General features: G+C 47.3%; 20 protein-coding genes and 1 riboswitch. Of the genes, 12 read left to right on the top strand and 8 right to left on the bottom strand.

Going from position 1 to position 25,145, the window contains the following annotated elements:
* Positions 1-57: 57 nt before the first annotated feature.
* Positions 58-1,389 carry an aminotransferase-like domain-containing protein gene (locus J2X75_RS28500; protein WP_397384468.1) on the top strand — a complete coding sequence of 444 codons (1,332 nt, stop codon included), beginning with the start codon at positions 58-60 and terminating at the stop codon, positions 1,387-1,389.
* A 171-nt stretch (positions 1,390-1,560) separates the two neighbouring features.
* On the opposite strand, the gene J2X75_RS28495 is transcribed toward J2X75_RS28500, so the two are convergent.
* Both J2X75_RS28495 and J2X75_RS28490 read right to left on the bottom strand, forming a co-directional pair.
* A complete protein-coding gene (locus J2X75_RS28495; RefSeq protein ID WP_150364256.1) occupies positions 1,561-2,880 on the bottom strand; it encodes a glutamate-1-semialdehyde 2,1-aminomutase in 1,320 nt (439 codons plus the stop codon).
* A gap of 131 nt (positions 2,881-3,011) precedes the next feature.
* Entirely contained in the window at positions 3,012-4,055 is a 1,044-nt protein-coding gene (locus J2X75_RS28490) for an LCP family protein (RefSeq protein WP_091018703.1), read from the bottom strand.
* Between the two features lie 212 nt (positions 4,056-4,267).
* Here J2X75_RS28490 and J2X75_RS28485 point away from each other — a divergent pair, with 212 nt between their 5' ends.
* The 4 genes from J2X75_RS28485 to bcp are packed head-to-tail and all read left to right on the top strand — an operon-like array spanning position 4,268 to position 7,410.
* Positions 4,268-5,314: an ABC transporter ATP-binding protein gene (locus J2X75_RS28485; protein ID WP_036614079.1), complete on the top strand. Its 1,047-nt coding sequence runs from the start codon at positions 4,268-4,270 to the stop codon at positions 5,312-5,314.
* A gap of 1 nt (position 5,315) precedes the next feature.
* On the top strand, positions 5,316-6,110 hold the full coding sequence (locus J2X75_RS28480; RefSeq protein ID WP_062837592.1) for an ABC transporter permease: 795 nt from the start codon (positions 5,316-5,318) through the stop codon (positions 6,108-6,110).
* 5 nt (positions 6,111-6,115) lie between these two features.
* Entirely contained in the window at positions 6,116-6,901 is a 786-nt protein-coding gene (locus tag J2X75_RS28475) for an ABC transporter permease (RefSeq protein ID WP_091018699.1), read from the top strand.
* A 44-nt stretch (positions 6,902-6,945) separates the two neighbouring features.
* Positions 6,946-7,410, top strand: coding sequence for a thioredoxin-dependent thiol peroxidase (gene bcp / locus J2X75_RS28470; RefSeq protein ID WP_310342748.1), 465 nt, complete (start codon positions 6,946-6,948; stop codon positions 7,408-7,410).
* A gap of 138 nt (positions 7,411-7,548) precedes the next feature.
* Here bcp and J2X75_RS28465 read toward each other — a convergent pair whose 3' ends face one another.
* The 6 genes from J2X75_RS28465 to J2X75_RS28440 all read right to left on the bottom strand — a co-directional run bounded on the left by J2X75_RS28465 (position 7,549) and on the right by J2X75_RS28440 (position 13,653).
* Positions 7,549-8,655: a GerAB/ArcD/ProY family transporter gene (locus tag J2X75_RS28465; protein WP_310342745.1), complete on the bottom strand. Its 1,107-nt coding sequence runs from the start codon at positions 8,653-8,655 to the stop codon at positions 7,549-7,551.
* A gap of 46 nt (positions 8,656-8,701) precedes the next feature.
* Entirely contained in the window at positions 8,702-9,826 is a 1,125-nt protein-coding gene (locus tag J2X75_RS28460; RefSeq protein ID WP_310342743.1) for a GerAB/ArcD/ProY family transporter, read from the bottom strand.
* 20 nt (positions 9,827-9,846) lie between these two features.
* Complete coding sequence (locus J2X75_RS28455; protein ID WP_091018692.1) at positions 9,847-10,083, bottom strand: hypothetical protein; 237 nt, start codon at positions 10,081-10,083, stop codon at positions 9,847-9,849.
* A 7-nt stretch (positions 10,084-10,090) separates the two neighbouring features.
* Positions 10,091-11,293: a Ger(x)C family spore germination protein gene (locus J2X75_RS28450; protein ID WP_310342740.1), complete on the bottom strand. Its 1,203-nt coding sequence runs from the start codon at positions 11,291-11,293 to the stop codon at positions 10,091-10,093.
* Between the two features lie 24 nt (positions 11,294-11,317).
* Positions 11,318-12,832 (bottom strand): spore germination protein, encoded by a 1,515-nt coding sequence (locus J2X75_RS28445; RefSeq protein ID WP_310342738.1) that lies wholly within the window; start codon positions 12,830-12,832, stop codon positions 11,318-11,320.
* 173 nt (positions 12,833-13,005) lie between these two features.
* Positions 13,006-13,653, bottom strand: coding sequence for a DedA family protein (locus J2X75_RS28440; RefSeq protein WP_017690726.1), 648 nt, complete (start codon positions 13,651-13,653; stop codon positions 13,006-13,008).
* 240 nt (positions 13,654-13,893) lie between these two features.
* Here J2X75_RS28440 and J2X75_RS28435 point away from each other — a divergent pair, with 240 nt between their 5' ends.
* The 7 genes from J2X75_RS28435 to J2X75_RS28405 all read left to right on the top strand — a co-directional run bounded on the left by J2X75_RS28435 (position 13,894) and on the right by J2X75_RS28405 (position 24,346).
* Entirely contained in the window at positions 13,894-15,195 is a 1,302-nt protein-coding gene (locus tag J2X75_RS28435) for a polysaccharide deacetylase family protein (RefSeq protein WP_310342735.1), read from the top strand.
* A gap of 103 nt (positions 15,196-15,298) precedes the next feature.
* Entirely contained in the window at positions 15,299-16,288 is a 990-nt protein-coding gene (locus J2X75_RS28430; RefSeq protein WP_310342732.1) for an AAA family ATPase, read from the top strand.
* Positions 16,285-17,550 (top strand): DUF58 domain-containing protein, encoded by a 1,266-nt coding sequence (locus J2X75_RS28425; protein ID WP_310342728.1) that lies wholly within the window; start codon positions 16,285-16,287, stop codon positions 17,548-17,550. Before J2X75_RS28430 ends, J2X75_RS28425 begins: the two co-directional genes overlap by 4 nt.
* On the top strand, positions 17,537-19,900 hold the full coding sequence (locus J2X75_RS28420; RefSeq protein WP_310342725.1) for a transglutaminase-like domain-containing protein: 2,364 nt from the start codon (positions 17,537-17,539) through the stop codon (positions 19,898-19,900). The genes J2X75_RS28425 and J2X75_RS28420 overlap by 14 nt, the downstream gene beginning before the upstream one ends.
* Positions 19,901-20,262: 362 nt before the next feature.
* Positions 20,263-21,801 carry a glutamine-hydrolyzing GMP synthase gene (gene guaA / locus J2X75_RS28415; protein WP_091018677.1) on the top strand — a complete coding sequence of 513 codons (1,539 nt, stop codon included), beginning with the start codon at positions 20,263-20,265 and terminating at the stop codon, positions 21,799-21,801.
* A gap of 243 nt (positions 21,802-22,044) precedes the next feature.
* Positions 22,045-22,296, top strand: coding sequence for a hypothetical protein (locus J2X75_RS28410; protein ID WP_307539971.1), 252 nt, complete (start codon positions 22,045-22,047; stop codon positions 22,294-22,296).
* A 402-nt stretch (positions 22,297-22,698) separates the two neighbouring features.
* Positions 22,699-22,798: riboswitch (purine riboswitch) on the top strand.
* Positions 22,799-22,969: 171 nt separating this feature from the next.
* Positions 22,970-24,346 (top strand): NCS2 family permease, encoded by a 1,377-nt coding sequence (locus J2X75_RS28405; protein WP_047841443.1) that lies wholly within the window; start codon positions 22,970-22,972, stop codon positions 24,344-24,346.
* Positions 24,347-25,145: the final 799 nt, after the last annotated feature.

Genomic DNA, 25,145 nt, shown 5'->3' with positions numbered 1-25,145 from the left:
GCAGTGAGGAAATACGAAGTGATTGCCGAAGCATTAAAGCAGTGGATTCAGGAACAGATGCAACAGCAGGATCGTCACCAGTGGGCAGATAAGGGCATCCGTCTTCCAGCCGTTCGAGTTGTAGCAGAACAATATCAATGCAGTGTAAGCACGGCTATTCGTGCATATGAGTGGCTGGAACAGCGGCATTTGGTGTATGCCATACCTCAATCCGGTTATTATGCCGTACAGAACGGGACAGGTGCTCAGGACATGGACTGGCAGGGAGCGTTGGACTTTGCTTCAGCTGCACCCGATCCAAGGGTGTTCCCTTATGCAGACTTTCGTCACTGTGTAGATCAGGCGATGGAGAAGAAGCAAGCAGAGTTATTTATGTATGGCACGGATCAGGGATTACCTTCGCTTATTCTGCTGTTGCAGAAGCAGTTTGCGGATTATCAGGTGTTTGCGAGAACAGAGCAGTTCTTTATCACATCAGGTGTGCAACAGGCACTGGCTGTACTTGCATTGATGCCTTTTCCCAATGGAAAGAGAAAAGTATTGCTTGAACTACCGACCTATCACAATATGCCCTCGCTACTGAGTGGATTGAATGTGCCGATTGCCGGTGTGAGACGTGCCCTGAATGGGCTGGACTGGGCATCGCTTGAACGTCAGTTCGCTGAGGAAGATATCAAGTTTTTCTATGTCATGCCGCGCTTTCACAATCCGATTGGCACATCGTTGACTGCTGCTGAGAAAAAGAAACTGATCCGGCTTGCACAGCGGTACGATGTCTATCTGGTAGAGGACGATTATCTGGCTGATCTGGAGGACAATACGAAACAGGACCCGCTATGGTCCTATGATACCGAAGGCCGGGTCATCTATCTGAAGAGTTACTCCAAAATTTTGTTTCCAGGTCTCCGCATTGGTGTAGCTGTTCTGCCCTCACCACTAATTCAATCTTTTGGGGCTTACAAAAAAATGCTCGATATCGACACTTCCGTTCTGTCTCAAGCTGCTCTGGAGATCTATGTCCACAGCGGAATGTTTGCTCATCACAGGAAAGTGATTCGTAACCGCTATGCTGCCCGGATGAACACGGTGCATGAGCAACTGGACACATATCCAGACTTTGCTCCATTTATGGAGGCTCCTCGAACAGGAGGGGAGCATACCGTATTACCTTTGGCGGGTGATATGCCGCTTCGTGTTCTACTGTCCCGGCTTCAAAAGCGCGGAGTCATCGTTGATACGACAGAACGGTATTATCCGGAGGGAACATATCAGGCGCATGAGGATCAAATGCTGCGATTGAACATCTCCAATGTGCCGAAGCAGCGAATCGAGGAAGGGATACAGAAGATCCGGGAGGAAATTTTGAAACTTCAGATCAGGCAGAAATAACTAGAAGAATCGGAAGCATAATTGATTCACAGGAAACAACGATCAGAGTGATGTCCGTAAACACCAAAAGGCGTCCACACAAGTTAATCACTTGTTGGACGCCTTTTCCTTGAGTTGTTATCCATCTACAATACAGCTTGTACGCTATATTGTAGATGGAAATAATCTAATTTATTCCTGAGCCATCGCTTTGAAGGAAGCTTCTGCGGCTTCCAATGTAGCCTGAACATCTTCATCTGTATGAGCCGTGGTCAGGAACCAGGCCTCATATTTGGATGGAGCGAGGTTAATGCCACGATCCAGCATGTGACGGAAGAAGGAAGCAAACAGCTCTCCGTCCGTGTCTTGGGCATGATCATAGTTCGTCACCGGATGATCACAGAAATGGGTGGAGAATGCACCACGAATCCGGTTGATCGTTAGTGCAATGCCATGACGGTCAGCAGAAGCTTGCAGACCTGCCGTCAGATCAATAGCAAGGCGTTCCATCTCTTCGTATACACCCGCGCCTTGCAGGACCTCCAGACATGCGATACCAGCCGAGATGGATGCAGGGTTACCAGCCATCGTTCCGGCTTGATAAGCCGGGCCGAGTGGAGCAACCTGCTCCATAACATGTTTGCGTCCGCCGTAAGCACCGATTGGCAGGCCGCCACCAATAATTTTACCAAGAGCCGTCAGATCGGGTTCAATCTCCGCATGGTTTTCGAGTCCGGCATACGTTTGAGTAGAACCGTAATGGAAACGGAAAGCCGTTATGACCTCGTCATAGATAACCAGTGAGCCGTTAGCACGTGTCATGGCACAGAGGCCTTCCAGGAAGCCAGGCTCCGGCATAACCATACCAAAGTTACCCACAATCGGTTCAACCATGACCGCGGCAACATCGTCACCCCAACGCTCCAGTGCAGCTTTGAGGCTGTCCAGATCATTGTAGGGCACGGTGATGACCTCTTGCGCAATACTGGTTGGAATGCCTGCACTATCCGGGATACCTAGCGTAGAAGGGCCAGAACCGGCAGCCACAAGCACCAGATCCGAGTGACCGTGGTAACATCCGGCGAATTTTACGATCTTGTTGCGTTTGGTGTAGGCACGAGCTACCCGAATCGTGGTCATGACTGCTTCCGTACCGGAGTTTACAAAACGCACTTTATCCATGGAAGGAATAGCTTCCTTCAGCATTTTGGCGAGCTTGATCTCAAGTTCTGTTGGGGTACCGTACAGTACACCATTTGCTGCTGCTTCCGTAATGGCCTGCGTAATATGCGGGTGGGCATGTCCTGTAACAATCGGACCGTAAGCGGCCAGATAATCAATATAACGGTTGTCATCGACATCCCAGAAGTGGGCGCCTTGGGCTTTTTTCATAAATACAGGTGCACCGCCACCAACGGCTTTGAACGAGCGTGAAGGGCTGTTAACACCTCCTACAATATGCTCAAGTGCTTCTGCGTATAGAAGTTCGGAACGGGAACGTGATGTATTCATAAGATAACTTCCTTTCGTAATTCAAAATATGATAAATTAACAAGCCACAGAAAGATATGATGATTTTCTCATAATAGTATAGCCGGGCACAACGAGAGGGCAGCGTAATGGCTGCCCTCTGCATGTTTAGATTACTGAGCCGGTTGTTCTGACTTTTGATCGTCACCACTGGCTGTTTTATCTTCGGTACTGGTCGTACTATCATCCGTTGTAGCAGGCGGGTGAATAATATCCTGAATATGCTGCTTCAATTTCTCTTCATTGGTAACCGTCAATACTTGCGCACCGCCTGCTGTACGTTCTTCTTTCAGCAGGTTCATTGGCGGAATCTGCTCACTGCCGTTCATGCTGCTCTGGTAACCGAGGCCACCCAGCTTCCACATATCGGAGAGTGTCAGATTCGTATCCACATAAGGATTAACCTGTTCCAGTATGGAAGGCAGTTTGGCAATGGTAGTTGTTGACTGCATTTTCGCTGTTACAGCTTTCAGCAACTCACGCTGACGCTCGGACCGAGCGAAATCAGACATTGCATCATGACGGAAACGAACGTACATGAGCGCTGTCTCGCCATCCAGATGCTGATATCCTTTTTTGAGATCAATATCGTATTCGTTATTGTCTGCTTTACTTGTATAGTGCATGTCTTTCTCCACATCAAAATCAACACCGCCAACGGCATCCACCAATTTGATGAATCCCTGGAAATCCGTATACACATAATACTGTACAGGAATGCCGAGCAGGTCGCCGGCAGCTTGCATCGCTGCATTAGGACCATGGGTGATGGCAGTGTTGATCCGTTCCTTGCCATATCCGTCAATATTGACGTAAGTGTCGCGCAGAATGGAGAACAGATTGATTTTTTTGGTAAGTGGGTCGAGCGATACAACCATCATGCTGTCGGAGCGGGGAACTTCACCTTTTTTCAATCCGCGCGCATCGACACCCATAACGAGAATATTTACCGTTTCTGTACCTTCCCATTTGGGTGGGTCAGGAGTATTTACTTTCTCCACATTCTCGATACCTGCGAATGGTGATTCGTCACCGTCTTTTGCCAAACCGTCCAACTGATTGAGAATAGAACCGAAATAATATGCCGCTGCTCCTCCAATAATTAACACGAAGGCGGCAAGAGAAATCCATATGGTTCTCTTCGTCTTTCTGGTCATGCTAGCTCTCCTTTGTATTTGAGATGAAATAAAAAAACGAGTTCGAGTATTCAAGTAAGATCTAGTCGGAGCTTTCCGTACACGTCTTTTCCTAACATAAGGGCATGACGCGGCTCCAGACTATTTTAAAGCTTGCTGAATTTTGACTGATACCATTATAATTTCTTTTTGGGCTACAAGCAATTTCAACAAAATCCAAGTGAGGTATAATCATGCTGGCGATTGATGTCAAAGATTTGCGCAAGTCGTTTAGCGTCCAGAAAAGCCGAGGTGGGCTGAAGGGCGCGTTCCAGGACCTGTTTGCACGTCAATACCAAGAGGTATTGGCTGTAAATGATATTTCATTTCAGATTCCCCAGGGCGAAATATGCGGATATATTGGGGAGAACGGTGCCGGTAAATCAACAACGATCAAGATGTTAACCGGCATTTTGGTGCCTACTTCAGGGCAAATATCGGTTGGTGGATATGTTCCGTATCAGGAACGGGAGAAGTTTGTACAGAATATTGGTGTTGTTTTTGGTCAGCGCAGTCAATTGTGGTGGGATATTGGCGTTATCGAATCCTTCCATTTATTGCGCAAAGTATATCGTGTAGGAGAGGTCGATTTCCGTAAACGGCTGGATGAACTGGTTGAGCGATTACAGCTTCAGGACCTGCTAAGTCGTCCGGTGCGGAAGCTCAGTCTTGGTCAGCGTATGCGCTGCGAGTTAGTGGCAGCCTTGTTGCATAATCCGAGTATTGTTTTCCTGGATGAGCCAACCATTGGTTTGGATATTGTGGTGAAGTCGGAAATTCGGGATTTTTTGAAAGACATGAACAAGGAGCATGGAACGACCATTCTGCTCACAACCCACGATTTGCAGGACATTGAGGCACTGTGTTCCCGGGTGATCATGCTTGATGCAGGCAACATCATCTATGATGGAGGTCTGGATCATCTCAAGTCCCAGTGGGGTAAGGAGCGCGAGATCCGCTTCAAGTTCGGTTCAGCTCACAACATCAGTCAGATGCAGGAGTGGACTGCTGCGTTGCCTGTACGTTGGACGGTTGAGAATGAATTGTCCGCATCCGTATGGATTCCGCTGGAACTGAACGTTTCGGATGTACTCGGACGTGTCGTTGGACAAGCGGATATTACCGATATTCAGATTATTGAGATCAACACGGATGAGATTGTGCGCAGTATTTACCAATCCGGTTCCGCCGAGCGTCCCGAGATTGTGGGAGCAGGGAAAGAAGCGGTGGGTGTATCCTGAGATGAATAGTGCATTTATTGATTTTATGCGCATCCGTTTTCTAACGATGCTGGCATACCGGGTGAATTATTACTCCGGCATTTTGATATATACGCTGAATATCGGCGTGTATTACTTTACCTGGCAAGCCATTTACGGTAGCAGTGGTGAACTGGGCGGCTTCACGGCAGCGCAGATGACCACTTACATCGCTGTATCCTGGATGGCACGTGCGTTTTACTTTAACAACCTGGACCGGGAGATTGCCGCAGATATACGGGATGGCTCCATTGCGATTCAATTCATCAGGCCGATCAATTACGTTATGGTCAAAATGATGCAAGGGCTTGGGGAAGGTATCTTCCGCTTCCTGCTCCTCATGATTCCGGGGATGCTCATCGCCATTCTGCTGTTCCCGGTTGAATTGCCTACGGCGCCATCGGCCTGGATTGGCTTTCTCGTCATGCTGTTCTTCAGTTTCCTCATTAACTCCCAGATTAATGTGATAACGGGACTGGCGGCATTCTTTGTGGAAAACAATGAAGGCATGATGCGTATGAAACGCGTCGTGGTTGATTTGTTCTCCGGTCTAATCATCCCGATCAGCCTGTATCCAGGCTGGATGTCCGCGGTGATGAAAGTATTGCCTTTTCAGGCCATTACGTATCTGCCCGGTTCCGTGTTCACTGGAAGAGTGGAAGGTACCGCCATCTGGAATGTACTCGGTATTCAGGTGTTCTGGTTTGCCGTGTTACTGCTTCCGATGGTATTGATCTGGCGTAAGGCGCGCAAGCGTCTGTTCGTGCAAGGGGGATAACAGATATGTACTATATGGGTCTGATCTGGGAATATTTGAAGAATTACATGAAAACACGACTCACGTACCGTGCCGATTTCTGGGTGGAGATCCTATCGGATCTGCTGTTCCAGGCAACCAACCTGATCTTTATTTTTGTGGTCTTTCGCCACACGGATAACCTGGGCGGCTGGAGTGAGAGTGAAGTGCTCTTTGTTTATGGATATTTTATGGTGCCCTATGGCATCTTCAGTTGTTTTATCAATCTGTGGGGATTCAGTGAGCGGTACATCGTCAAAGGTGAGATGGATCGGATCCTGACACGCCCTGCACATAATCTGTTCCAGATCTTGCTTGAAAATGTAGACCCGCCTGCACTGGTGGGCTCGTTTATCGGCTTGATCATCATGATCTTTAGCGGAGCAGAGATGGGCCTGGTGCTGGAGTGGTGGCATATTCCTGCCTTGATTATTTTGGCACTTAGCTCAGTAATGATCTATGCCGGCATCTACACCACCCTGACTTCATTGTCCTTTTATTCGGACGCGCCAACAGGTATCCTGCCGTTGATGTATAACATTCAAGGATATGGACGATACCCGGTAACGATCTATAACCGTGCCATTCAGGTGCTGTTAACCTGGATCATTCCGTTTGCCTTTGTCGGCATCTATCCCGCAGCCTTGTTCCTGGAAAGGTCCGAGATGCATCGCATGGCGCTGCTTACACCTGTGATGGGATTGGTGTTTGGTTCCATGGGCTTGCTTTTGTGGAATTTTGGCGTGAAGCGGTATCGCGGAGCAGGCTCATAATAACGCCCTATAGCAATTCATGGGGAAATTAGGGAGGAACTGACATGACGTTAAATGTAGGCGAATTGGCACCGGATTTTGAGCTTCCGTCCAGTACGGGAGAATCGGTAAAGCTTTCGGATTACCGCGGACAGCGGGTACTGCTTTATTTTTACCCCAAGGATATGACTTCGTCCTGTACGCAACAGGCTTGTGATTTCCGGGATCGACATGCTGAATTTGAAGGGCTGAACACAGTCATTCTCGGGATCAGTACCGATCCCATGAAACAGCATGACAAGTTTATCGCCAAATATGGACTGCCGTTCACCTTGTTATCGGATGAAGAACACCTTGTAGCCGAGCAATACGGTGTATGGCAGCTGAAGAAAATGTATGGCAAGGAATACATGGGTATGGTTCGCTCCACTTTTCTGATTGATGAAGAGGGGAAATTGATCAAGGACTGGTCCAAAGTTCGGGTCAAAGGACATATTGAGGCTGCTCTTGAGGCTGTGAAGGCTATATAGTAACTGCTTCCACATTATATGTACCCAAGCATATATTTCATAATAAAAAGGCCGCGTTCATGGAAATTGCCATGAACGCGGCCTTTTTATTATCCATTTATAATACAATTTGTTCGTCTGCTTCAGATGTTACCCGCTTCATGAGGGGATGGGTTTACTCTTCCGGGAACGAATGCGATAAACCAGCAAGAGGAACAGTGGGATGATGAAGCTGACAGTAATATCCCAGTCTACCCAAGCAGGCATGATCGTATCTGTATAGAAAATAACATTTGGAGCGATCAGCACACCTAAGGCGAATAACAACAAGGACGAAGGCAAAATGAGCGGCTTATATGTGTTTAATCGAAATAATTGTGCTGTTCCCAACACAAAGGCAAAGAGGTATAACAGACTTTTGAAATAGGTGGAAATTAACCAGGCGATAGCCATGAAGGCCTCAATTCGTTCAAAGAAATTACCTATATTAATTTTCTGTGAAAGGGCGTATGAGATATAGATGCTGTGCTGCGTAAGTGTGGGTCCCATCACCATAAGTGAGATGAGTAGCAGCAAACTTAACAGTAACCCTCCACAGAAGGTCGCTAGTAGGAAGTCCCGTTTGAAATGAGGCCCGGAGTTCACATACGGGAGAAACACGGAGAGAATGATAAGTTCGCCAAAGGAAGTGAACGCTGCGCGTATGCTAGACTCTACAAGATGTATCCAGGGCGTACTGAAGTATGGCTGCAGATTTGCACTTTTGGCTTGAGGCAGGAGCCCCAAAAAGAGAAAAAGAATAAATACCACAACGATTGGAGTTAATAGTTCCGCGCTTAGCCCCATCGTACGAAAACCATGGATAAGACCCCAGGCCAGGGAGCAAATGATCATCAGAATAATGACCCGAATGGGAGTTTTCAGATATATTTGCGTCGTCATGAAGTCACCGACTTCACGGACACATATGGCTGCACCTATGGCAAAATAAAATAAATAGGCAACTGATAGCATGGAACCTACCCAGGTCCCAAGTAATTGGTTACAGATTTCAAAAAGAGACATTTGAGGATGTGTTCGATGTAGTTTGTACAGAACCCACATGATGCCAACACCAATCGGCAGACCAATAAGAGAACAGAACCAGGCGTCTTGCTCGCCTACTGCGGTAACGAGTGAAGGGTAGATCAGAACCATATCTCCAATCATAACCAGGAAAGTGAGCAGGGTGAACTGCCGAATCGTGAGTTTTTCTTGCATCAACATGTTCTTCTGCTCCTTCTCGTGGATTAATACTAAAGCTCTTTCCGAATTATCTTTCAGTCGAGGGCTGGGGGTGTGAACTGGATTTTCTGCGCGACTTTACTAACGTTATGAGAACCAGCATACCCGGAAGAATGATACCTAGCGTGGTGTCCCAATCCACCCAGTACGGAACAATGGTGATGATAATAAATGTCAGGCTGGGCGCAACGAGATTGGCCATTCCATAAACGAGCAATGTTGATGGCAAAATAAGCATTTTAAATTGCTTTAACTTGAAGAGTTCCGCACACCCGACAATAAAGGCGTATAAGTAGATCATCGCTTTGAAATAGGTAGAAATAAGCCACGAGCAAGCCATGATGACCTCGATTCGTTCGAAGAAACCGCCAATGCTAATCTTCTGAGACAAAATAAATGAAGCATATATATTGTGTTGGGTAAGAAAGGGGCCGAGTACGAGCATGGATATGCTAACAAGAATGGCAAGGATCAAATTACCGAATCCTGCTGTGATGATGATGTCACGCATACGATGGCGACTGTTTGCGACATGGGGAAGAACCATCAAAATGGGAATGGTTTCTCCGACAGGATATATGATACTCACAAGGATCCCTTGCGATATGGAGACAACACCAGTATCCGATATGGGCTCCAGTTTACTGGTATCTAACTGTGGCAAAAGACAGAAGGCGAGTATCACGATAAACAGTACAACGAGGGGCATGAGCAGTTCACTTGTTCTCGCAATGGTCTCCAAGCCGTGATATACCCCCCATCCAATGGCAATCACAAAAATGAGGATGATGACGCGAATAGGGGTGTACTGAAATATTTGGGACGTCATGAAGTCGCCGACTTCCCGGGTATGTGTGGATGTGCCAATCATGAAAAAGAACAAGTAAAAGCACGAAAAAAGGGTACCTGGCCAAAACCCCAGAATACTTCGGGAGATTTGCACCAGGTTTTTCCCTGGATGCATCGTGCCCAATTTCAGTATCAATGCCATGAGAGCCATTCCGAGCGGAACGCCAATAAGAGCACATATCCACGCATCTTGTTTGGCATAGGATGTGATGACGGAAGGATAGATCAGCATCATATCCCCTACCACTAACATAAATGTAAGGGTGGACAATTGTCGTGTACCGATCCGTCCCTTTTCGAGCATGATATACCCTCCCTCTTCACCTAGGTTCCAGTCAAGCGTGCTAATAAATGGTTCACGGGATCATAGATCCACATAATGATATACAGAGGACTGGGGAACTCCCACAAATTGGACGCAATAACACCGAAGAATGTAGCTGTAAGAAGCATTGCACTGTATACAGCCGTTTCTCTCCACTCCTTCCGGCGAATGAGGCCAGGCAGATCAACCCAGCCAATAATTACTGCTACGAAGATAACCGCCAATGTAAGCAACATGCTTCCCTCACTCCTTCAGTTCATTTTTGAATGAATCATCCAGTGTACCGACACGTTTAATCTGCACATTGGCTTTGTACTTGATATCCAGTTCTTCGAAGTATTTATCCCAGTCATTCTCTATCTTCTTGAAAAACTTGGGATCTGCATGGTACACTTCCTGTCCAAAACCAAATATATCGACATGAAACTTGCGTTTTACTGAATGCACAGATTCCTGCATCAGTTCAATTAACCGTTCTTCACTATCGGATTCCAGTTCTTTGAGAACTTTCATTGAACCGATCCGTATTCCACATTCAACTGCACCTATGGAGGAGACATTCTTGATATCAATATTGATGACAGGCTTGCCATTTACGATTTTGGCTTTTCTCTTCGTTGTGGTGCGGAGTGCCTTAAATGTCACGTTGCCCTTCTTGCGGCAAGGCATGTGGCTGACAGTAGATTCTACATTATCACGAATGTAATTGTAGCCTTTGGATTCATCCTCCGTTAACCATCCAATCAGCTTGTCTTTCCGGAATACACTTAGTCCCGTTGTATTGAGGCGGGCTGGTGACCGGATGGTGGATATATTCTCTTTATAACCACTTTGTTCTTTGTTACCGAGGATCTCTACACCCGTAATGACAGGCTGGATGCCGGGAGATATCATGAAATCCATTAATTCATCCCCGGTTACCGTGGTAGTGGGGGACCAGGTCTTGGCGGATACATCCAGGGAATTAAACAATTTTTCCGCAGGAATATTCTCTAAAGGTGTAAGCACATCAAGGACATGGGAGGCCGTTGTATTCTTTGCCACCATAACGTAATAATCAGGTCGAGCCGTAGGTTCGCGCATTAGCGCTTCGATAACGTCGTATATTCCATCTTTGCGCGCATATTCCTCGCCAAATACCAGCACTCGGATATGCGCCATGAATATGCGGCGTGGACTGGTCTCCGTTAATTTCTGAATCGCTTCGAACAAAGTGGCGGCAGATGCTTGATACTGCGTAACCGGCGTACCTTTGCCTCCTCCTGCCTTGGAAGATACCTCATTCGGAACAACGACCTGAGCACTCACTTTGATCATATCGCCATCTTTGTCCACACCGAGACCCAGCATAATGCCAAGTTCATTCAGTTCCTGGCGATCCCAGCATCCGGTAAGGAGAGGAAGCAGAAGGGCAAAGGATAAAATTAAGCGTAAGCATCTGTTCATGGATGTGCACTCCTTACCGAATTTCTACCGCTTCGTTTTTTTGGTGGACTGTCTGACTTCATTAGTTGCATGAGTAGAGAGTGGGCGAGTTTTCATATGGGACCAAGGCACACGAAAGATCGTGTCTTTAAGATCTTTCTGAATAAAAGGTGCAAATGGAGACATGTAGGACACCCCGAAAGAACGCAAGCTGCAGAGGTGAGTTACGGTAATTAACAGCACGATCAGGATGCCATAGAAGCCAAAGGCAGCGGCCAGGATCATTAATACAAATCGTAGAATACGTACAGAGATGGACAGTCCATTTTCCGGAATTACATAACTGGAGATCGCAGTGATGGATACGATGATGACCATCGCAGCGGATACAACCCCAGCATCTACCGCTGCCTGACCAATGACAAGCGTACCGACAATGGATACGGCTTGACCCACCGTCTTGGGAATCCGTATGCCTGCTTCCCGCAAAATCTCATAGGTTAGCTCCATAAGTAAGGCTTCAATAAAAGCGGGGAAAGGTACGCCTTCTCGCTGTGCTGCCAGACTGATGAGAAGATTGGTAGGCAACATCTCCTGATGGAACGTGGTAATGGCAATATAAAAGGATGGGGCAAGCAGGGCGATAAAAAAGGCTAGATATCGGATCATTCGAATCAGCGTACTGATATCGGCTCGTTGATAATAGTCTTCTGGAGACTGAAAGAAATGAACAAACAAGGCAGGAACGAGCAGTACAAAAGGTGTCCCGTCCACAATGATTGCAACACGCCCTTCAAGCAAAGCGGCAGACACGGTATCAGGTCTTTCACTGTTGTAGACCGTGGGAAAGATCGTCCCCGTCTTGTCTTGTACCAGTTCCTCGATATAACCACTCTCAAGGATGCTATCGATATCGATTTCATCGAGTCTTCGACGCAGTTCTTTTACAATTTCCTGATCCACGATATGCTCCAGATAGAGCACGGCAACACGGGTCTTGGTAACCCTGCCGATTTCTCTTTCTTCAATCCAGAGATGAGGGTTGCGGATTCGTTTGCGAATTAATGAGGTATTGGTCCGCAGGTTTTCGTTGAATCCCTCCATTGGTCCGCGAACGACGGTTTGGGAGACTGGTTCTCCAACGGAACGATCTTCCCAGCCTGCTGCGCCAATCTTTAGTCCACGTACAGATCCTTCAAGCAGTAGGATAGCCGATCCCGAAAGAAGTGCATTCATTACCTCCTCCATATCGTTCACCAGCAATACATCACTGGCGATCAGAATATCATTCTGAAGGTAGCTGAGATGTTCATCGTCTGCGGAGAATTCAGGGAGATCACGCTTTTGCAACAACGATTCCATGATGGAGTGATTCAGAATGTTCACATCCACCAATCCATCGATGTACAACATGACAGCAGGCCATTTGTGCAAACATTGCAGAGGTCGGATCATCAAGTCGTTGCTGTTCCCCATCACTTGTTTGCAATATTCGGTATTGTCGTTCAGATTCGGAGAGATCTTTTTCTGGTCTTGATGGTTCTGCACCGATGCACTCATGCCTTCGCCTCCCTATATACCCTATATTTTCAAGTTAGTATGACCGGGATGAATTCGGATTATCACAAAAAAATAAAAGAATGATTCGTTCTTACACTGTTCGTATAAACGAAAAAAAAGGAGCTGCGAAGACTCGCAGCTCCTTACTTTTATAGGTGGACGTTTGTCCGAATTTACTTTTGTCTTTGTCGAACAGGGGCTGGCTTGGATACGGTGGATCTTGCTGTCCATGCTTTGCGGTAACGATAGAGCACGGCTACGATAAGCAATAGGCCGATTCCTCCCACGATATATGCTGCATATTGATGAGCCAGATGGAATACGGCGTTCCACTGAGGGCCAAATATTTTGCCAATGCCCAGAAACAGTACAACCCAGAACAGTGCGCCTGAATAGGCGTAGAGAGCGAATTTGCGAAAGGGAACAGCGGCTATGCCCGCAAAATATCCGGTGAAATGCCTTACACCCGGAATGAAATAACCGATGAAGATTAAGGCATTACCATACTTGGCAAACCACTTTTGCGTTTTATCGAGCTTGTCCTGCTTCAGCAGAAACCATTTTCCGTATCGTGTTATAAAGGGAAGTCCTGCTTTGGCTCCAATAAAATAAGTGATTGTCATGCCAATCGTTGTTCCCAGAAAAGCCAGTATGGTGAGGATTCCAAAGTCGAGATGCCCCTTGTAGGAGAGAAACCCTGCGTAAGCCATCGTTGTTTCACCAGGAAAGGGAAGTGCGATGAATTCAAGCAACAAGCCAAAAAACAATACGCTGTATCCGTAGGACCCAAACAGATGTTGGATCTTCTCAAGCAATTCCAATAGATTTCACTCTCCTGAATACGGGGTGGGAGCATGAATACTCTCCAAGGTGTTTTAATGTGTTCTGCCTGTCCATTATGCTACCTAATCTGAAGCGAAGAATCAATCAGGCTAGATAGCAAATTGTGAAAAAATATTAAACAAAATCACGTCTTTTTTCAATGTAGCCTCCATATAATTCTAACAAATCTGCTGAAGTCTATCAGCAAATTACTAGAGACGGTGGAGGTCGATTCGTAAATGGTACAGAGACCGGAATTCAGAATCAAGGAATTAGGGGGAAATTCTGCAACAACCATACATACGTTTTTATCTGGACAATGGTATGTCATTCTCGTGCGAATTACGATATTGTTATGTGCATTTGCTGTATATGCAGGCACGGCTTATGCATCTTCTGCTTCCGGCTCAGGTGATCCAATCTCGGAAGATAAGAATACTCAAGACAAGGTAGTCTATCTGAGTTTTGACGATGGACCGGGTAACCATACCCGTGAAGTATTGGATATTTTGCGTAAGGAGAAGGTGTTGGCTACATTTTTTGTGCTGGGTGAGCAGGCAGAGCGTTATCCCGAGTTAATCCGGGGGCTAGTGGAGGATGGACATGCTTTGGGCAATCATACGTTTAACCATCAATACGAACAATTGTACAGTGATTTTAAAGTGTTCTGGAAACAGATCAAGCAGACAGAGGAAGTGCTGGAGCGTATAACCGGTTTCCGCCCGAATCTGGTGCGGGCACCAGGCGGTACCTACGGGCATTTTGACCAGAGTTATTTTGATTTGCTCCAACTGGGTGGATACACCGTCATGGACTGGAACGTCGACAGTGGGGATTCCAAGCGTAAAGGTGTTCCGGCCAAAGAGATCCTCAGCAATTCGACCAAAGTACCTGCGGGAGCACGTTCGGTCATTGTCCTGATGCATGACGGTGGTGCACATGCTGAAACGGTAAAAGCACTTCCGGGTATTATCAAATATTATCGTGATCATGGATATCGTTTTGACACCATAAAGAGTACAGATCAACCAGTTCAATTCCGTGTACATCCAGATGGTAAGTATAAGGCCCGCAAGGCGCCGGGAAAGGCCTGGATCGCAGAGCATGTAGAAGCGAACGCGACGTTATGGCTTGCAAACAAGAAGCTGAAGGTAGAGGTGGGATTGGCTGCGGCTACCTTGCAACCGGGTGAGTTCCGCATGGAGGGTCAGCGAATCATGGTGCCTTTGCGTACTTTTATGAAAAAATTCGGGGGCAGCACTCGCTGGGACTCTGAAACAAGGACAGCCATAGCAGTATGGAAAGAAAGAACGATTCATGCAGACAGTGTGAGCGGAACACTGACAACAACAGGGGCAATTGAAACGGGGGCAGTACAGAGTCATGGTGGAACCATCTGGGTTCCATTACGTGAGTTACTGGAGCAGATGGGGTTGAGGGTGAATTCCTTAACCAGTAATGAAGCAGAGTGGACGGTAAAGGCGGGCGCTTCCAGATCCATTTCGGCAATGAATAACATATTTAAGTATAAAATGATCTGAAGAAAGTCATTCTTGCAGGACTATTCTCTCTACTTCCGGGCAACACTGAATCATAGATTACTATGGTTCAGGAATGCTGATGAACGGAAGGAGATCAGGAGAAATGTCTTATATCCGAATGGAACATGAACATGCTGTTGAATTGTTAAACAGGGTCATGAAGCGTGTTGAGAGTGTGATTATTGGCAAAAAAACAGAGATTCGTTATGTCCTCACTGCAATGCTCAGTGGGGGGCATGTACTTCTGGAAGATGTGCCGGGTACCGGGAAAACGATGCTGGTTCGTGCCGTTGCTTCTGCACTGGACTGCTCCATGGGCCGGATTCAATTCACGTCCGATGTCATGCCGGCAGATGTTACGGGCACTTCAATCTATAATCCACATACAGCTGAATTCAAGTTTCGGCCCGGACCTGTCATGTCCAACGTTGTCCTGGCTGATGAAATAAATCGCGCTTCACCACGCACTCAGTCTGCCCTGCTGGAGGCAATGGAGGAACGACGTATTACGGTTGATGGCACAACCTACGCCTTGCCACGCCCGTTCTTTCTGCTGGCGACACAGAACCCGTTACAGTTTGAGGGTACGTACCGTCTGCCTGAAGCGCAACTGGATCGATTTATCATGAGAATTGGACTGGGGTATCCCGATCCGGAACAGGAATTGGAATTGTTAACCCGCATGCAAGGTAGAGAAGCGCTTGATGAACTTCGCCCTGTCCTGCTTGCTGAAGAGGTCATAGCCATGCAGCGTGAAGTCAAACAGGTACATGTTGATCCCGTCGTCAAACAGTATCTGGTGGCCGTTGCTGTAGCCTCTCGCAGCCTTCCGGCGGTCAGACTGGGCATCAGTCCGCGTGGAACACTGGCCTGGATGGCTTCGGCGCAGTCATTTGCCTATCTTCAAGGACGCAGTTATGTCATTCCGGATGATGTGAAAGAGGTAGCTGTGCCTGTCCTTTCCCACCGTATTCAATTGAAGGCCCAGAACAGAGCGGAGGTTTGGGGGCAAGTACAAGTCATTGAAGAAGCATTGTCATCGGTCCCGGTACCTGTACAAATGGCATCACAGGGAAGGGGACGGAGGCAATGACTGCGCTTGGACAACGGATTGTGAGTGCTGTCTTGGTGGTGGCTTTTGCTTCCTTGTATCAGTGGCATGGGGGCAAAGCGGCGTTGTTTCTATCCGTTATAGCTTTCTTGATGTTCACAGGAGGTCTGCTTCTCCATTGGTTCAGACCACGGCGTATTCACATCCGTCGGAAAATACACGCGAACCGGATTGAGGCAGGCGAGCAGGTACGGGTTCTGGTGGAGCTGGAATTCAATTGCCGTATTCCATTGTTATGGATCATTCTGTGTGAGAACACACCTGCAGGTGTACATCGCAAATTGATTTTTCCGGGAACACGGCGACAATTTTCCTATCAATATGAATGTTCTGGGTTACGCAGAGGAGTCTACAGATGGGATACGGGCAGATTGTACTGGGGGGATATGTTTGGCTGGAATACCCTCTCCGCAGAGACCGCAGGAGGTACACCCCTGATTGTTGTTCCTCAAGCAACGGCTTGGGGGAAGGGTGATTCGATAGAATTCGCAGCGATGATCGAAGGGACTCTGTCGGATCGAAGAAATAGCCAGGGAAACCGTAGCCCTGAGTTTCGTGAATATCAGCAGGGTGACCCACTGGGACGAGTTCATTGGAAAAGTACAGCCAAAACGGGGAAACTTCAGACCTTTCTGCCCGATACCACGGATCTTGCCACACTGGGTATCCTTGTGTATGAGGGCGCGTCGGGGTATGACGTAAAACAACGGGAGAACATGGATGCACCTGCTTTTGAACGAGTGGTTCGTGCAGCTGCCCGCTGGATTCATACCGCTGAGCAGGATGACATTCCTTATCATCTGTGGATGGAAGGCGGCGATAAGAGCTATGATGAACAACATCAATGGCAACATGGGCCGTTCCATGCAGATGATGAGAATCATGGACTGGACAAGCTAGCGGGAGCGCGAATATCCAAAGCACAATCAGGCTCTGTTTCGCTCCGAACGGAGATGCTGGATGGACTGGCGAGCGGGTCACGAATTGTGGTTCTCACAGGCAAGATGGACCCGGTTCTGGCCGAATGGATCATAACTGCAATAGGGTCGGGTTATCGTGTAGAGGTGCAATTGACTGAAGCGAACCAGGACCAATTAGGATCAACGGATAGATTGATGAATGGATTGGGATATGACAGCTTAAGTTTGGAGCGGCTTCGTCACAGTGGGGTGCCGATCCACACGGTTACAGACGTTGCGTTATCTTCATTGGGAAAGGTGGAGGTAACGGATGTGGGAGCGTAATGGTAACCAGCAACCCAATTCCACTAAGGCCGACTTAGAGTCAACGGCCCGTACGAGAATGGAATTGGCCTATGCTGTACATCAAGCTGCGAACCAGAGTTCTGTGACGGATATAAAGGATGAGGGATATGTTAGCGTACCTGTCCTGTACAAAATTTTTATTTCGGCCATTTTACTTATACTGTCTCTGGAGTGGATATATCCTGTTACATCATCAGATCAGCAGGGCAGTGAACGGTTCTTGTCCGTAATGACGGGATTAACGGGAGCATTGTTGCTCGCGGGGTTAATTCGTACAGGATGGATCACCGGGGTACTGATCCGATTATTCATTGCACTCGCTGCTTTATGTCTGATGTACGGAGGAAGTGATCCTGCCCGTTGGGCTGTCGCTTATCCGGGAATATTTTCAGCGGATATGGACACTTTTATAAATAACTGGCGATTCCACTCGATTAGTACAGAAACGAGAGGGTTGTTCATGATGTGCGGCTGGAGCATGCTCATGGCTTCTGTGCAATCCCTCGTATTCTTACGTCGAAGCGTTATGCTGTTTGGCAGTGCAACACTGCTCTATTTGCTTTTGCTTGAATCTTTTGCGGGGCTGGATGTGTATGCTTCTGTAATACGGTCTGTCCTATGGACTTTTCTTATTCAGGCTCTGCTCCAGCTATTACGTCTCAATGCAGGAGTCACTACTCCGAGTTATCGCGGCAGCCCCTATGGCCGCTGGAGTGCAGTAACTATCGTTGCTTCTGCAGGTATGGTGCTTTTCTCAGCGGTACCTGGCCAGTTTGCTTCCATTCCTCAACCGGAACGCATATCTCTGGAACAGATGGGTGAACGCATAGCTCGCTGGGCAGGTTATACACAGCACAGTAGTATCCCTGCTGCAACAGCGGTCACGGGATATAGTACAGCGGACGCGCCTATGGGAGCGCCGTTGGTGCCGGGGAATTCCATCTTTTTTATAGCAAAGAGTCCGGAAGTGACGTATTGGCGAGGGGAGACCCGTTCATATTATAACGGTAGTACTTGGAGTGACCCGGGTCAGAGCTTTGAAACGGCAAGTCCATCCGGAATGCTGCGTGCTGATGGTTGGGAGAATCCAACCTATTGGAGTCGCATTCGCCAAACCGTCTCGATGCAGCGAGAGTGGAAAGGACCAAATCCACTCTTTACCGGGGGCATACCGGTCAACGTATCGTTCCAGGATAAGAACAAGGATAATCAGGAAAACATGTTTTCTTTGCTGTCTAATCGCGATTCGGCAACATTGTGGCTCGCAGGCTCCGGAAACGATAAGATGGTTAAACATTATTCGGCAGACGTCATGGTTCCTGTCGCAACAGCTGAACAGTTACGTCTGCTTGAGGAAACGAATAAAGGGAAAGATCCGGCAGCCATTCGGAGGACCTATCTGCAATTGCCTGCATCACTCCCCGGTCGAGTGCAGACGCTTGCCAAGGAAATCATTCAAGGCAGTGAGACCCGGTATGACGCTGTGCAAGCTGTAAAGACTTATCTGGCTGCTCATGCCGAGTATACGTTGGATACCCGTATGCCACCGCGAGGAACAGATTTTGTGGACGATTTTTTATTCGTCACCCGGCAGGGGTATTGCAATCATTTCTCCACAGCTATGATTGTGTTACTTCGTTCGGAAGGTATCCCCGCACGCTGGGTTAAAGGTTTTGGTCCTGGAGTTGCTGACCCGGATGTGCCCAGTCAGTATGTGATTTCACAGGGAGATGCACATTCCTGGGTAGAAGTGTATTTTCCGGGTGCAGGCTGGATGCCGTTTGAGGCCACGCCAGGCTTCACCATGGCTCAAGGCACGGGCGAAAGTGTCGCAGCGCTCGCCGAACCACAGCCTGTTGCGGAGAATCCGCCGTATATGAGCGGCGGATTGGCTAACGCGGGCGCATGGCTGCTCGCCCGCACACGGGCCATTGCCGCGGAGCCATGGCTCGCGGCAGCCCTTGTGGCAGCGGCCCTGTTGGGCGCCGTTGCTCTGGTCCGCATGCGGCGGCTACGCCCCGCGCTGCAGTTAGGGCTGCTGCTGGCGTGGCCGCGCAGCAGCTTTCCGGACCGCGAGCGGCTGCTGGGTGCCGCCGCTCCGGTCTGGGCCGCGCTCGCGCGCCGGTACGGCCCGCGGCCGCCGGGTATGACGCTGCGTGAATATGCAGCGTCACCAGCTTTGGCCGCAGGCGCGGACGGCGCGGACATCGCGCGGTTTGCAGCCGACTGGGAACGGCTGCTGTATGGGCCTGACCGTCCGCTGCGCGCGGACAGTCTGGACTTCCTGCGCCGGGCACTTCGTTTGGCCCGGCGGTTGCAGGCGTTGTAACACAAGGATGTTACAACGTTACACCAAAGCATACAATCGCTATCAATTTCCAATAAAGCTTGGCCGCTTGTGGGCAGATGAAGATCGCCATTGCTGGCGCACTGTTTTAAATGCAGCGTTTGGTTCATCGCCGCATGCCATACATAAGACGCCTTTCGCGCTGCGCTGCGAACGAGGCGTCTTTCCACGATCATACACTTGAACCAGCATCTTGCTGCCAAGTTTTTGTATTCGGAATTTCATATCTAAAGGCATTTGGTAATCCTGTTTTGATATGTCGAAAAAAGGAGTTTCGCCTTTCCTTGACGGTATGTTTTGTCGTTGCGTATAATTAGTTTCATTGAATTGAGGGAGGCACGGTTATGAATAAGCAGAATGAGATTGTGGTTGTCCTTGACTTTGGGGGCCAATACAATCAGTTAATCGCCAGAAGAATCCGGGATCTTGGCGTATACAGCGAGCTTTTGCCGTATAACACACCGGCGGAAAAGATCGCAGAAATGGCACCAAAAGGAATCGTATTTTCAGGTGGGCCGTCCAGCGTATACGCTGAGAATGCTCCCCACGTGGACCCAGGTGTCTATGACCTAGGCTTGCCAATCTTTGGTATCTGCTACGGAATGCAGCTTATGGCCCAACAGCTCGAAGGTAAAGTAGAACGTTCCGAGAAGCGAGAGTACGGTAAAGCAGACCTTGAGTTTGCTGCTGGATCTACACTGGCAAAAGGTATTGAAGGCGAACATACGGTATGGATGAGTCACGGTGACCATGTGGTTACACTTCCTCCAGGTTTCAAACTGGATGCAGGCACGGAAAGTGCGCCAATCGCTGCCATGAGTGACGATGAGCGTAAATTGTATGCTGTTCAGTTCCACCCTGAGGTACGTCACTCTGTTCGCGGTAACGACATGATTCGTAACTTCCTGTTCGAAATCTGTGGTTGCGAAGGTAACTGGACGATGGAGACATTCATCGATGACACCATCAAAGACATTCGTGAAAAAGTGGGCGACAGTAAAGTACTGTGTGCGCTTAGCGGCGGTGTGGATTCTTCCGTTGTAGCTGCATTGCTTCACAAAGCCATTGGTGATCAACTGACATGTATGTTTATCGACCACGGTCTGTTGCGTAAAGGTGAAGCAGAAAGTGTAATGGAGACGTTTGTCGGCAAATTCGACATGAAAGTTGTCAAAATTGATGCACAAGAGCGCTTCATGTCCAAACTGGCTGGCGTGGATGATCCAGAACAAAAACGTAAAATCATCGGTAACGAGTTTATTTACGTATTTGATGAAGAATCCAAGCAGTTCGATGATTTTGCATTCCTGGCGCAAGGTACACTGTACACGGACATCGTGGAAAGTGGTACAGCGACTGCACAAACGATCAAATCCCACCACAACGTGGGCGGTCTGCCTGAAGACATGAATTTCAAACTGATCGAACCGCTGAGCACGTTGTTCAAGGATGAAGTACGTAAAGTCGGTACCGAGTGTGGCCTGCCGGACGAAATTGTACACCGTCAGCCGTTCCCTGGTCCAGGTCTTGCGATCCGTGTTCTCGGTGAGGTTACCGAAGAGAAACTTAAAATTGTTCGTGACTCAGACTACATCCTGCGTGAAGAGATTGCCAAAGCCGGTCTCGACCGTGAAATCTGGCAGTACTTCACAGCCCTGCCTAACATGAAGAGTGTTGGCGTTATGGGTGATGCGCGTACGTATTCCTACACTGTAGGTATCCGTGCAGTAACATCCATCGACGGTATGACTGCGGACTGGGCACGTATTCCTTGGGATGTGCTGGAGAAAATCTCCGTACGGATCGTTAACGAAGTTGATAACGTAAACCGTATCGTCTATGATGTAACATCCAAACCACCTGCAACGATCGAGTGGGAGTAGGGTATAGACTCTGAACGATAGATTAAAAAAATGCTCTTTTATCTGCGGTATTTCGCAAATAAAAGGGCGTTTTTTTTATAAGATGAATATTGTGATCAAGTTTTCATTAGGGTACTTTTTTACAAATAGTACACTCTCAAAATTAATCCCATTTTAAAGCTCGCTTCATGATCCTTTCAGGTCCAGCCTGTACAATAAGTACATACTAAGAGCTATATGGCTACTGAAAGGAGAATTGAATGTATGCGTAAAACCGACTATATGAGCAAATGGAAGATGGGCATTGGAAGTGCGTTTCTGATGGTGATGCTGGCAGGATGCGGTTCAGGTATGCAAGACCTAGCTTCCGGTTCTGGAGACTTTCCATTTGTGAACTTAGAGGCAGCGGATGCTTCTTCCGATCAGACCAGAAACCAGGAGTTATCCTCTGACTCAACAACGAACGCGAATCAGGAACAACAAGAGATACAGGATACTCCGCAGACAGAGATATAATTAACATAGGACTGATCCGGCAAAAAAATGCTCTGGAACATGTCGCAAATTGCTCCATACACCTAATGAGTATATGCCTTCGGAATACGAGACATCGTTATTCCTAGATCATCATTCACCTGATTGCTAAAAACGCATCAGAAACATAAGCTAGCCTGATTAGAGCGCTTCTGCTCTTTGATCAGGTTAGCTTTTTATGTTATCCTGTGGAACTTTCAGCCTGAAAGAATGGACATATCCCATTGAGAATTCACCGAAAAAAGCGCATTCAATTGGGTTGTAAACCGCTGAACTGGTTCAATCTGTTAAATAATACGAACGATATTATACAAGGGTGAGATTAATATTCGTTTTTCTCATTGACAAAAACATACTGCCCTCCTAAAATAGTGATGGGAAACAAACAAATAGCGCATACTTATTCGTATAATCCTGGGGATTGGCCTGGGAGTCTCTACGAGATCACCCTAATGATCTGGCTACGAAGAGGAGAAGGCTAAGCACATGAATTCTACATGATTGCGGGGACATCACGCACATTAGAATTTTTTTTGTTCTTAGTAAAGGCATCATGCCACTCCTTGTCAGCTGAACCCTGGGTGAAGAATCTTCATCAGGGTCATTTGTCGTTTTTCAATATGGCTTCAACATCTCTAAGGGGGAGTTAGTAATTATGGATCGTTTCTTTAAATTAAAAGAAAACGGAACAAATGTTAGAACGGAGATTGTTGCGGGTCTCACTACGTTTATGACAATGGCTTACATTCTTTTTGTGAATACGTTGTTCTTGGGACAAGCCGGTGCGGGGATGTCGGATAATGCAGTATTCTTTGCAACAGCCGTCGGCGCCGGATTAATGACTATTATTATGGGATTGTTCGTGAATATTCCGATCGCGCTTGCACCAGGTATGGGATTGAATGCATACTTCATGACTGTCGTTCTAAGTTCGAATGGAGCAATTACTTGGCAAGCAGCTCTCGGAGCGGTTTTCCTTTCCGGTATCGTGTTCATTATTTTGACTGTGACGAAGATTCGGCAAATGCTGCTTGTTGCAGTTCCGCAGTCGATCAAAATGGCCATAACGGTTGGTATCGGTCTCTTTATTACCATTATCGGTTTCAAACTTGCTAATCTCGTGGCTGTAACAGTTAATGTTGCACCAGACGCAGATCTGAGTCAGCCGATTCCAGGTAGCAGTTTTAACCTGTCATTGGGCAACTTTGTAACACATCACGATGCATTGCTGGCTCTGATTGGTTTGCTCCTTATTGCTATACTGATGGTTATGCGCGTCAAAGGCGCTCTGCTGATCGGGATCGTAGCAACAACGCTGATTGGTATTCCGATGGGCGTTACGAATCTGAGTGGTCTTTCAGGCGCAAGCTGGTTGCCTAATTTCAGTGATCTGGCGGTTGGACAGCTAGATTTGAAAGGTGCTATCAGTCTCGGATTGTTCGAGATCATCTTCATCTTTACCTTCGTTGAATTGTTCGACACGTTTGGTACCATGGTAGGTACTGCAACACGTATGGGGATTATGAAGGATAAGAAAAAAGGCGAGAAAACGATCGGCAAAGCGATGCTCGTCGATGCAGTTGGTGTCAGCGCAGGTGCTGCACTCGGCACAAGTACCATTACGGCATACGTTGAAAGTGCTTCAGGTGTTGAGGCAGGTGGACGTACAGGACTGACTTCGGTAACGACAGGTTTGTTGTTCATTTTGGCTCTGTTTATCGCTCCGCTTGCGCTGGTTGTTCCATCCGCTGCGACGGCTCCGGCATTGATCATCGTGGGTGTGCTTATGATGAGTCAAGTGCGTAGCATCGAGTGGGATGATTTCCTACAAGCTTTCCCCGCGTTCCTTACGATTGTATTGATGCCTTTCACAGGCGGAATCGCAAACGGGATCTCCGCAGGTATTGTATCTTATGTGATTCTGGCGGTGTTCAGTAACTTGGTTACAGAGCGTAAAGTGAAAATTCACTGGCTTATGTGGATCTTGGCGCTCATTGTAGTCTGCCGATATGTATTTATTGGCGGGGAGTAAGCGTACATTAGGTTTAATGAAGAATACGGAGATAAGTTTGTTACCTTATATATGAAAAAAGCGGAAGCCACGGGATTAGCCCCTGAGCTTTCGCTTTTTTTGTATTCTTTTCTTGGGAAAAATGAATCTCAGAAATGTTTTTCTTCTATATAGAAGGAATGAATATAAAGATCTATGATTTGTTGGTTGTTTATCCAATGAAATCATCGGTTAATAAGTTTCTATAACGTGATGAGTCTGTACTGTATACAACATGTGTTTCTCTATAATTGAATTAGGGATCATGTGAAAAACTTTTTGCGTATGTAAGTTAATCACTCCGATCATTAAAGTTAGTGCGCAGATGTATCATTTGGCCGGCTATAAGGAGATACTTGTAAAAGGTCTACAGAGTACTCATTTATAAGAATTTATTGTTTATCGAAAAAAGACTTGCATTCCATAACTGTACATGGTATATTCTATTTCCGGCCAAAAAAACACGAGATACACGGTGCGGCAAGCAAATGAAATAAGCTTCGAAAGAACCTTGAAAAAAAGAGCTTGCAAAGTTGGTTCGGACATGGTATTATATAAGAGTTGCTGAAGAGAACGAAATTCGGTAACAAAACAAGTTTGATCTTTGAAAACTGAACAACGAGTGAGTAAACATTCTGCTTGCAGAATGAACGCGAAAGTTGAAAACAAGCCTTGGCTTGAATCGGCTGGAGCACAAATGAGATTTTTAATCTCGTCAGATTCAAAATGAGCTTATCGCTCTTTTCAATACTTTATTGGAGAGTTTGATCCTGGCTCAGGA

The sequence above is a fragment of the Paenibacillus sp. 2003 genome (assembly GCF_031455635.1).
Lineage (GTDB): Bacteria > Bacillota > Bacilli > Paenibacillales > Paenibacillaceae > Paenibacillus > Paenibacillus amylolyticus_B.
The sequence above is the reverse complement of the archived record's forward strand: the minus strand, read 5'-3'. Positions and strand labels throughout refer to the sequence as shown.

Excerpts from the sequence above, each read along its gene's own strand:
- J2X75_RS28480 (WP_062837592.1), top strand. The coding sequence starts at position 5,316 with ATGAATAGTGCATTTATTGATTTTATGCGCATCCGTTTTCTAACGATG.
- J2X75_RS28455 (WP_091018692.1), bottom strand. The coding sequence starts at position 10,083 with ATGTTGCTTACATTGGCGGTTATCTTCGTAGCAGTAATTATTGGCTGG.
- J2X75_RS28465 (WP_310342745.1), bottom strand. The coding sequence starts at position 8,655 with ATGTTGATGCAAGAAAAACTCACGATTCGGCAGTTCACCCTGCTCACT.
- J2X75_RS28405 (WP_047841443.1), top strand. The coding sequence starts at position 22,970 with ATGGATCGTTTCTTTAAATTAAAAGAAAACGGAACAAATGTTAGAACG.
- J2X75_RS28500 (WP_397384468.1), top strand. The coding sequence starts at position 58 with ATGCAACAGCAGGATCGTCACCAGTGGGCAGATAAGGGCATCCGTCTT.
- J2X75_RS28475 (WP_091018699.1), top strand. The coding sequence starts at position 6,116 with ATGTACTATATGGGTCTGATCTGGGAATATTTGAAGAATTACATGAAA.
- J2X75_RS28490 (WP_091018703.1), bottom strand. The coding sequence starts at position 4,055 with ATGACCAGAAAGACGAAGAGAACCATATGGATTTCTCTTGCCGCCTTC.
- J2X75_RS28450 (WP_310342740.1), bottom strand. The coding sequence starts at position 11,293 with ATGAACAGATGCTTACGCTTAATTTTATCCTTTGCCCTTCTGCTTCCT.
- guaA (WP_091018677.1), top strand. The coding sequence starts at position 20,263 with ATGAATAAGCAGAATGAGATTGTGGTTGTCCTTGACTTTGGGGGCCAA.
- J2X75_RS28420 (WP_310342725.1), top strand. The coding sequence starts at position 17,537 with ATGTGGGAGCGTAATGGTAACCAGCAACCCAATTCCACTAAGGCCGAC.
- J2X75_RS28425 (WP_310342728.1), top strand. The coding sequence starts at position 16,285 with ATGACTGCGCTTGGACAACGGATTGTGAGTGCTGTCTTGGTGGTGGCT.
- J2X75_RS28430 (WP_310342732.1), top strand. The coding sequence starts at position 15,299 with ATGTCTTATATCCGAATGGAACATGAACATGCTGTTGAATTGTTAAAC.
- J2X75_RS28435 (WP_310342735.1), top strand. The coding sequence starts at position 13,894 with ATGGTACAGAGACCGGAATTCAGAATCAAGGAATTAGGGGGAAATTCT.
- J2X75_RS28445 (WP_310342738.1), bottom strand. The coding sequence starts at position 12,832 with ATGAGTGCATCGGTGCAGAACCATCAAGACCAGAAAAAGATCTCTCCG.
- J2X75_RS28495 (WP_150364256.1), bottom strand. The coding sequence starts at position 2,880 with ATGAATACATCACGTTCCCGTTCCGAACTTCTATACGCAGAAGCACTT.
- J2X75_RS28410 (WP_307539971.1), top strand. The coding sequence starts at position 22,045 with ATGCGTAAAACCGACTATATGAGCAAATGGAAGATGGGCATTGGAAGT.
- bcp (WP_310342748.1), top strand. The coding sequence starts at position 6,946 with ATGACGTTAAATGTAGGCGAATTGGCACCGGATTTTGAGCTTCCGTCC.
- J2X75_RS28460 (WP_310342743.1), bottom strand. The coding sequence starts at position 9,826 with ATGCTCGAAAAGGGACGGATCGGTACACGACAATTGTCCACCCTTACA.
- J2X75_RS28485 (WP_036614079.1), top strand. The coding sequence starts at position 4,268 with ATGCTGGCGATTGATGTCAAAGATTTGCGCAAGTCGTTTAGCGTCCAG.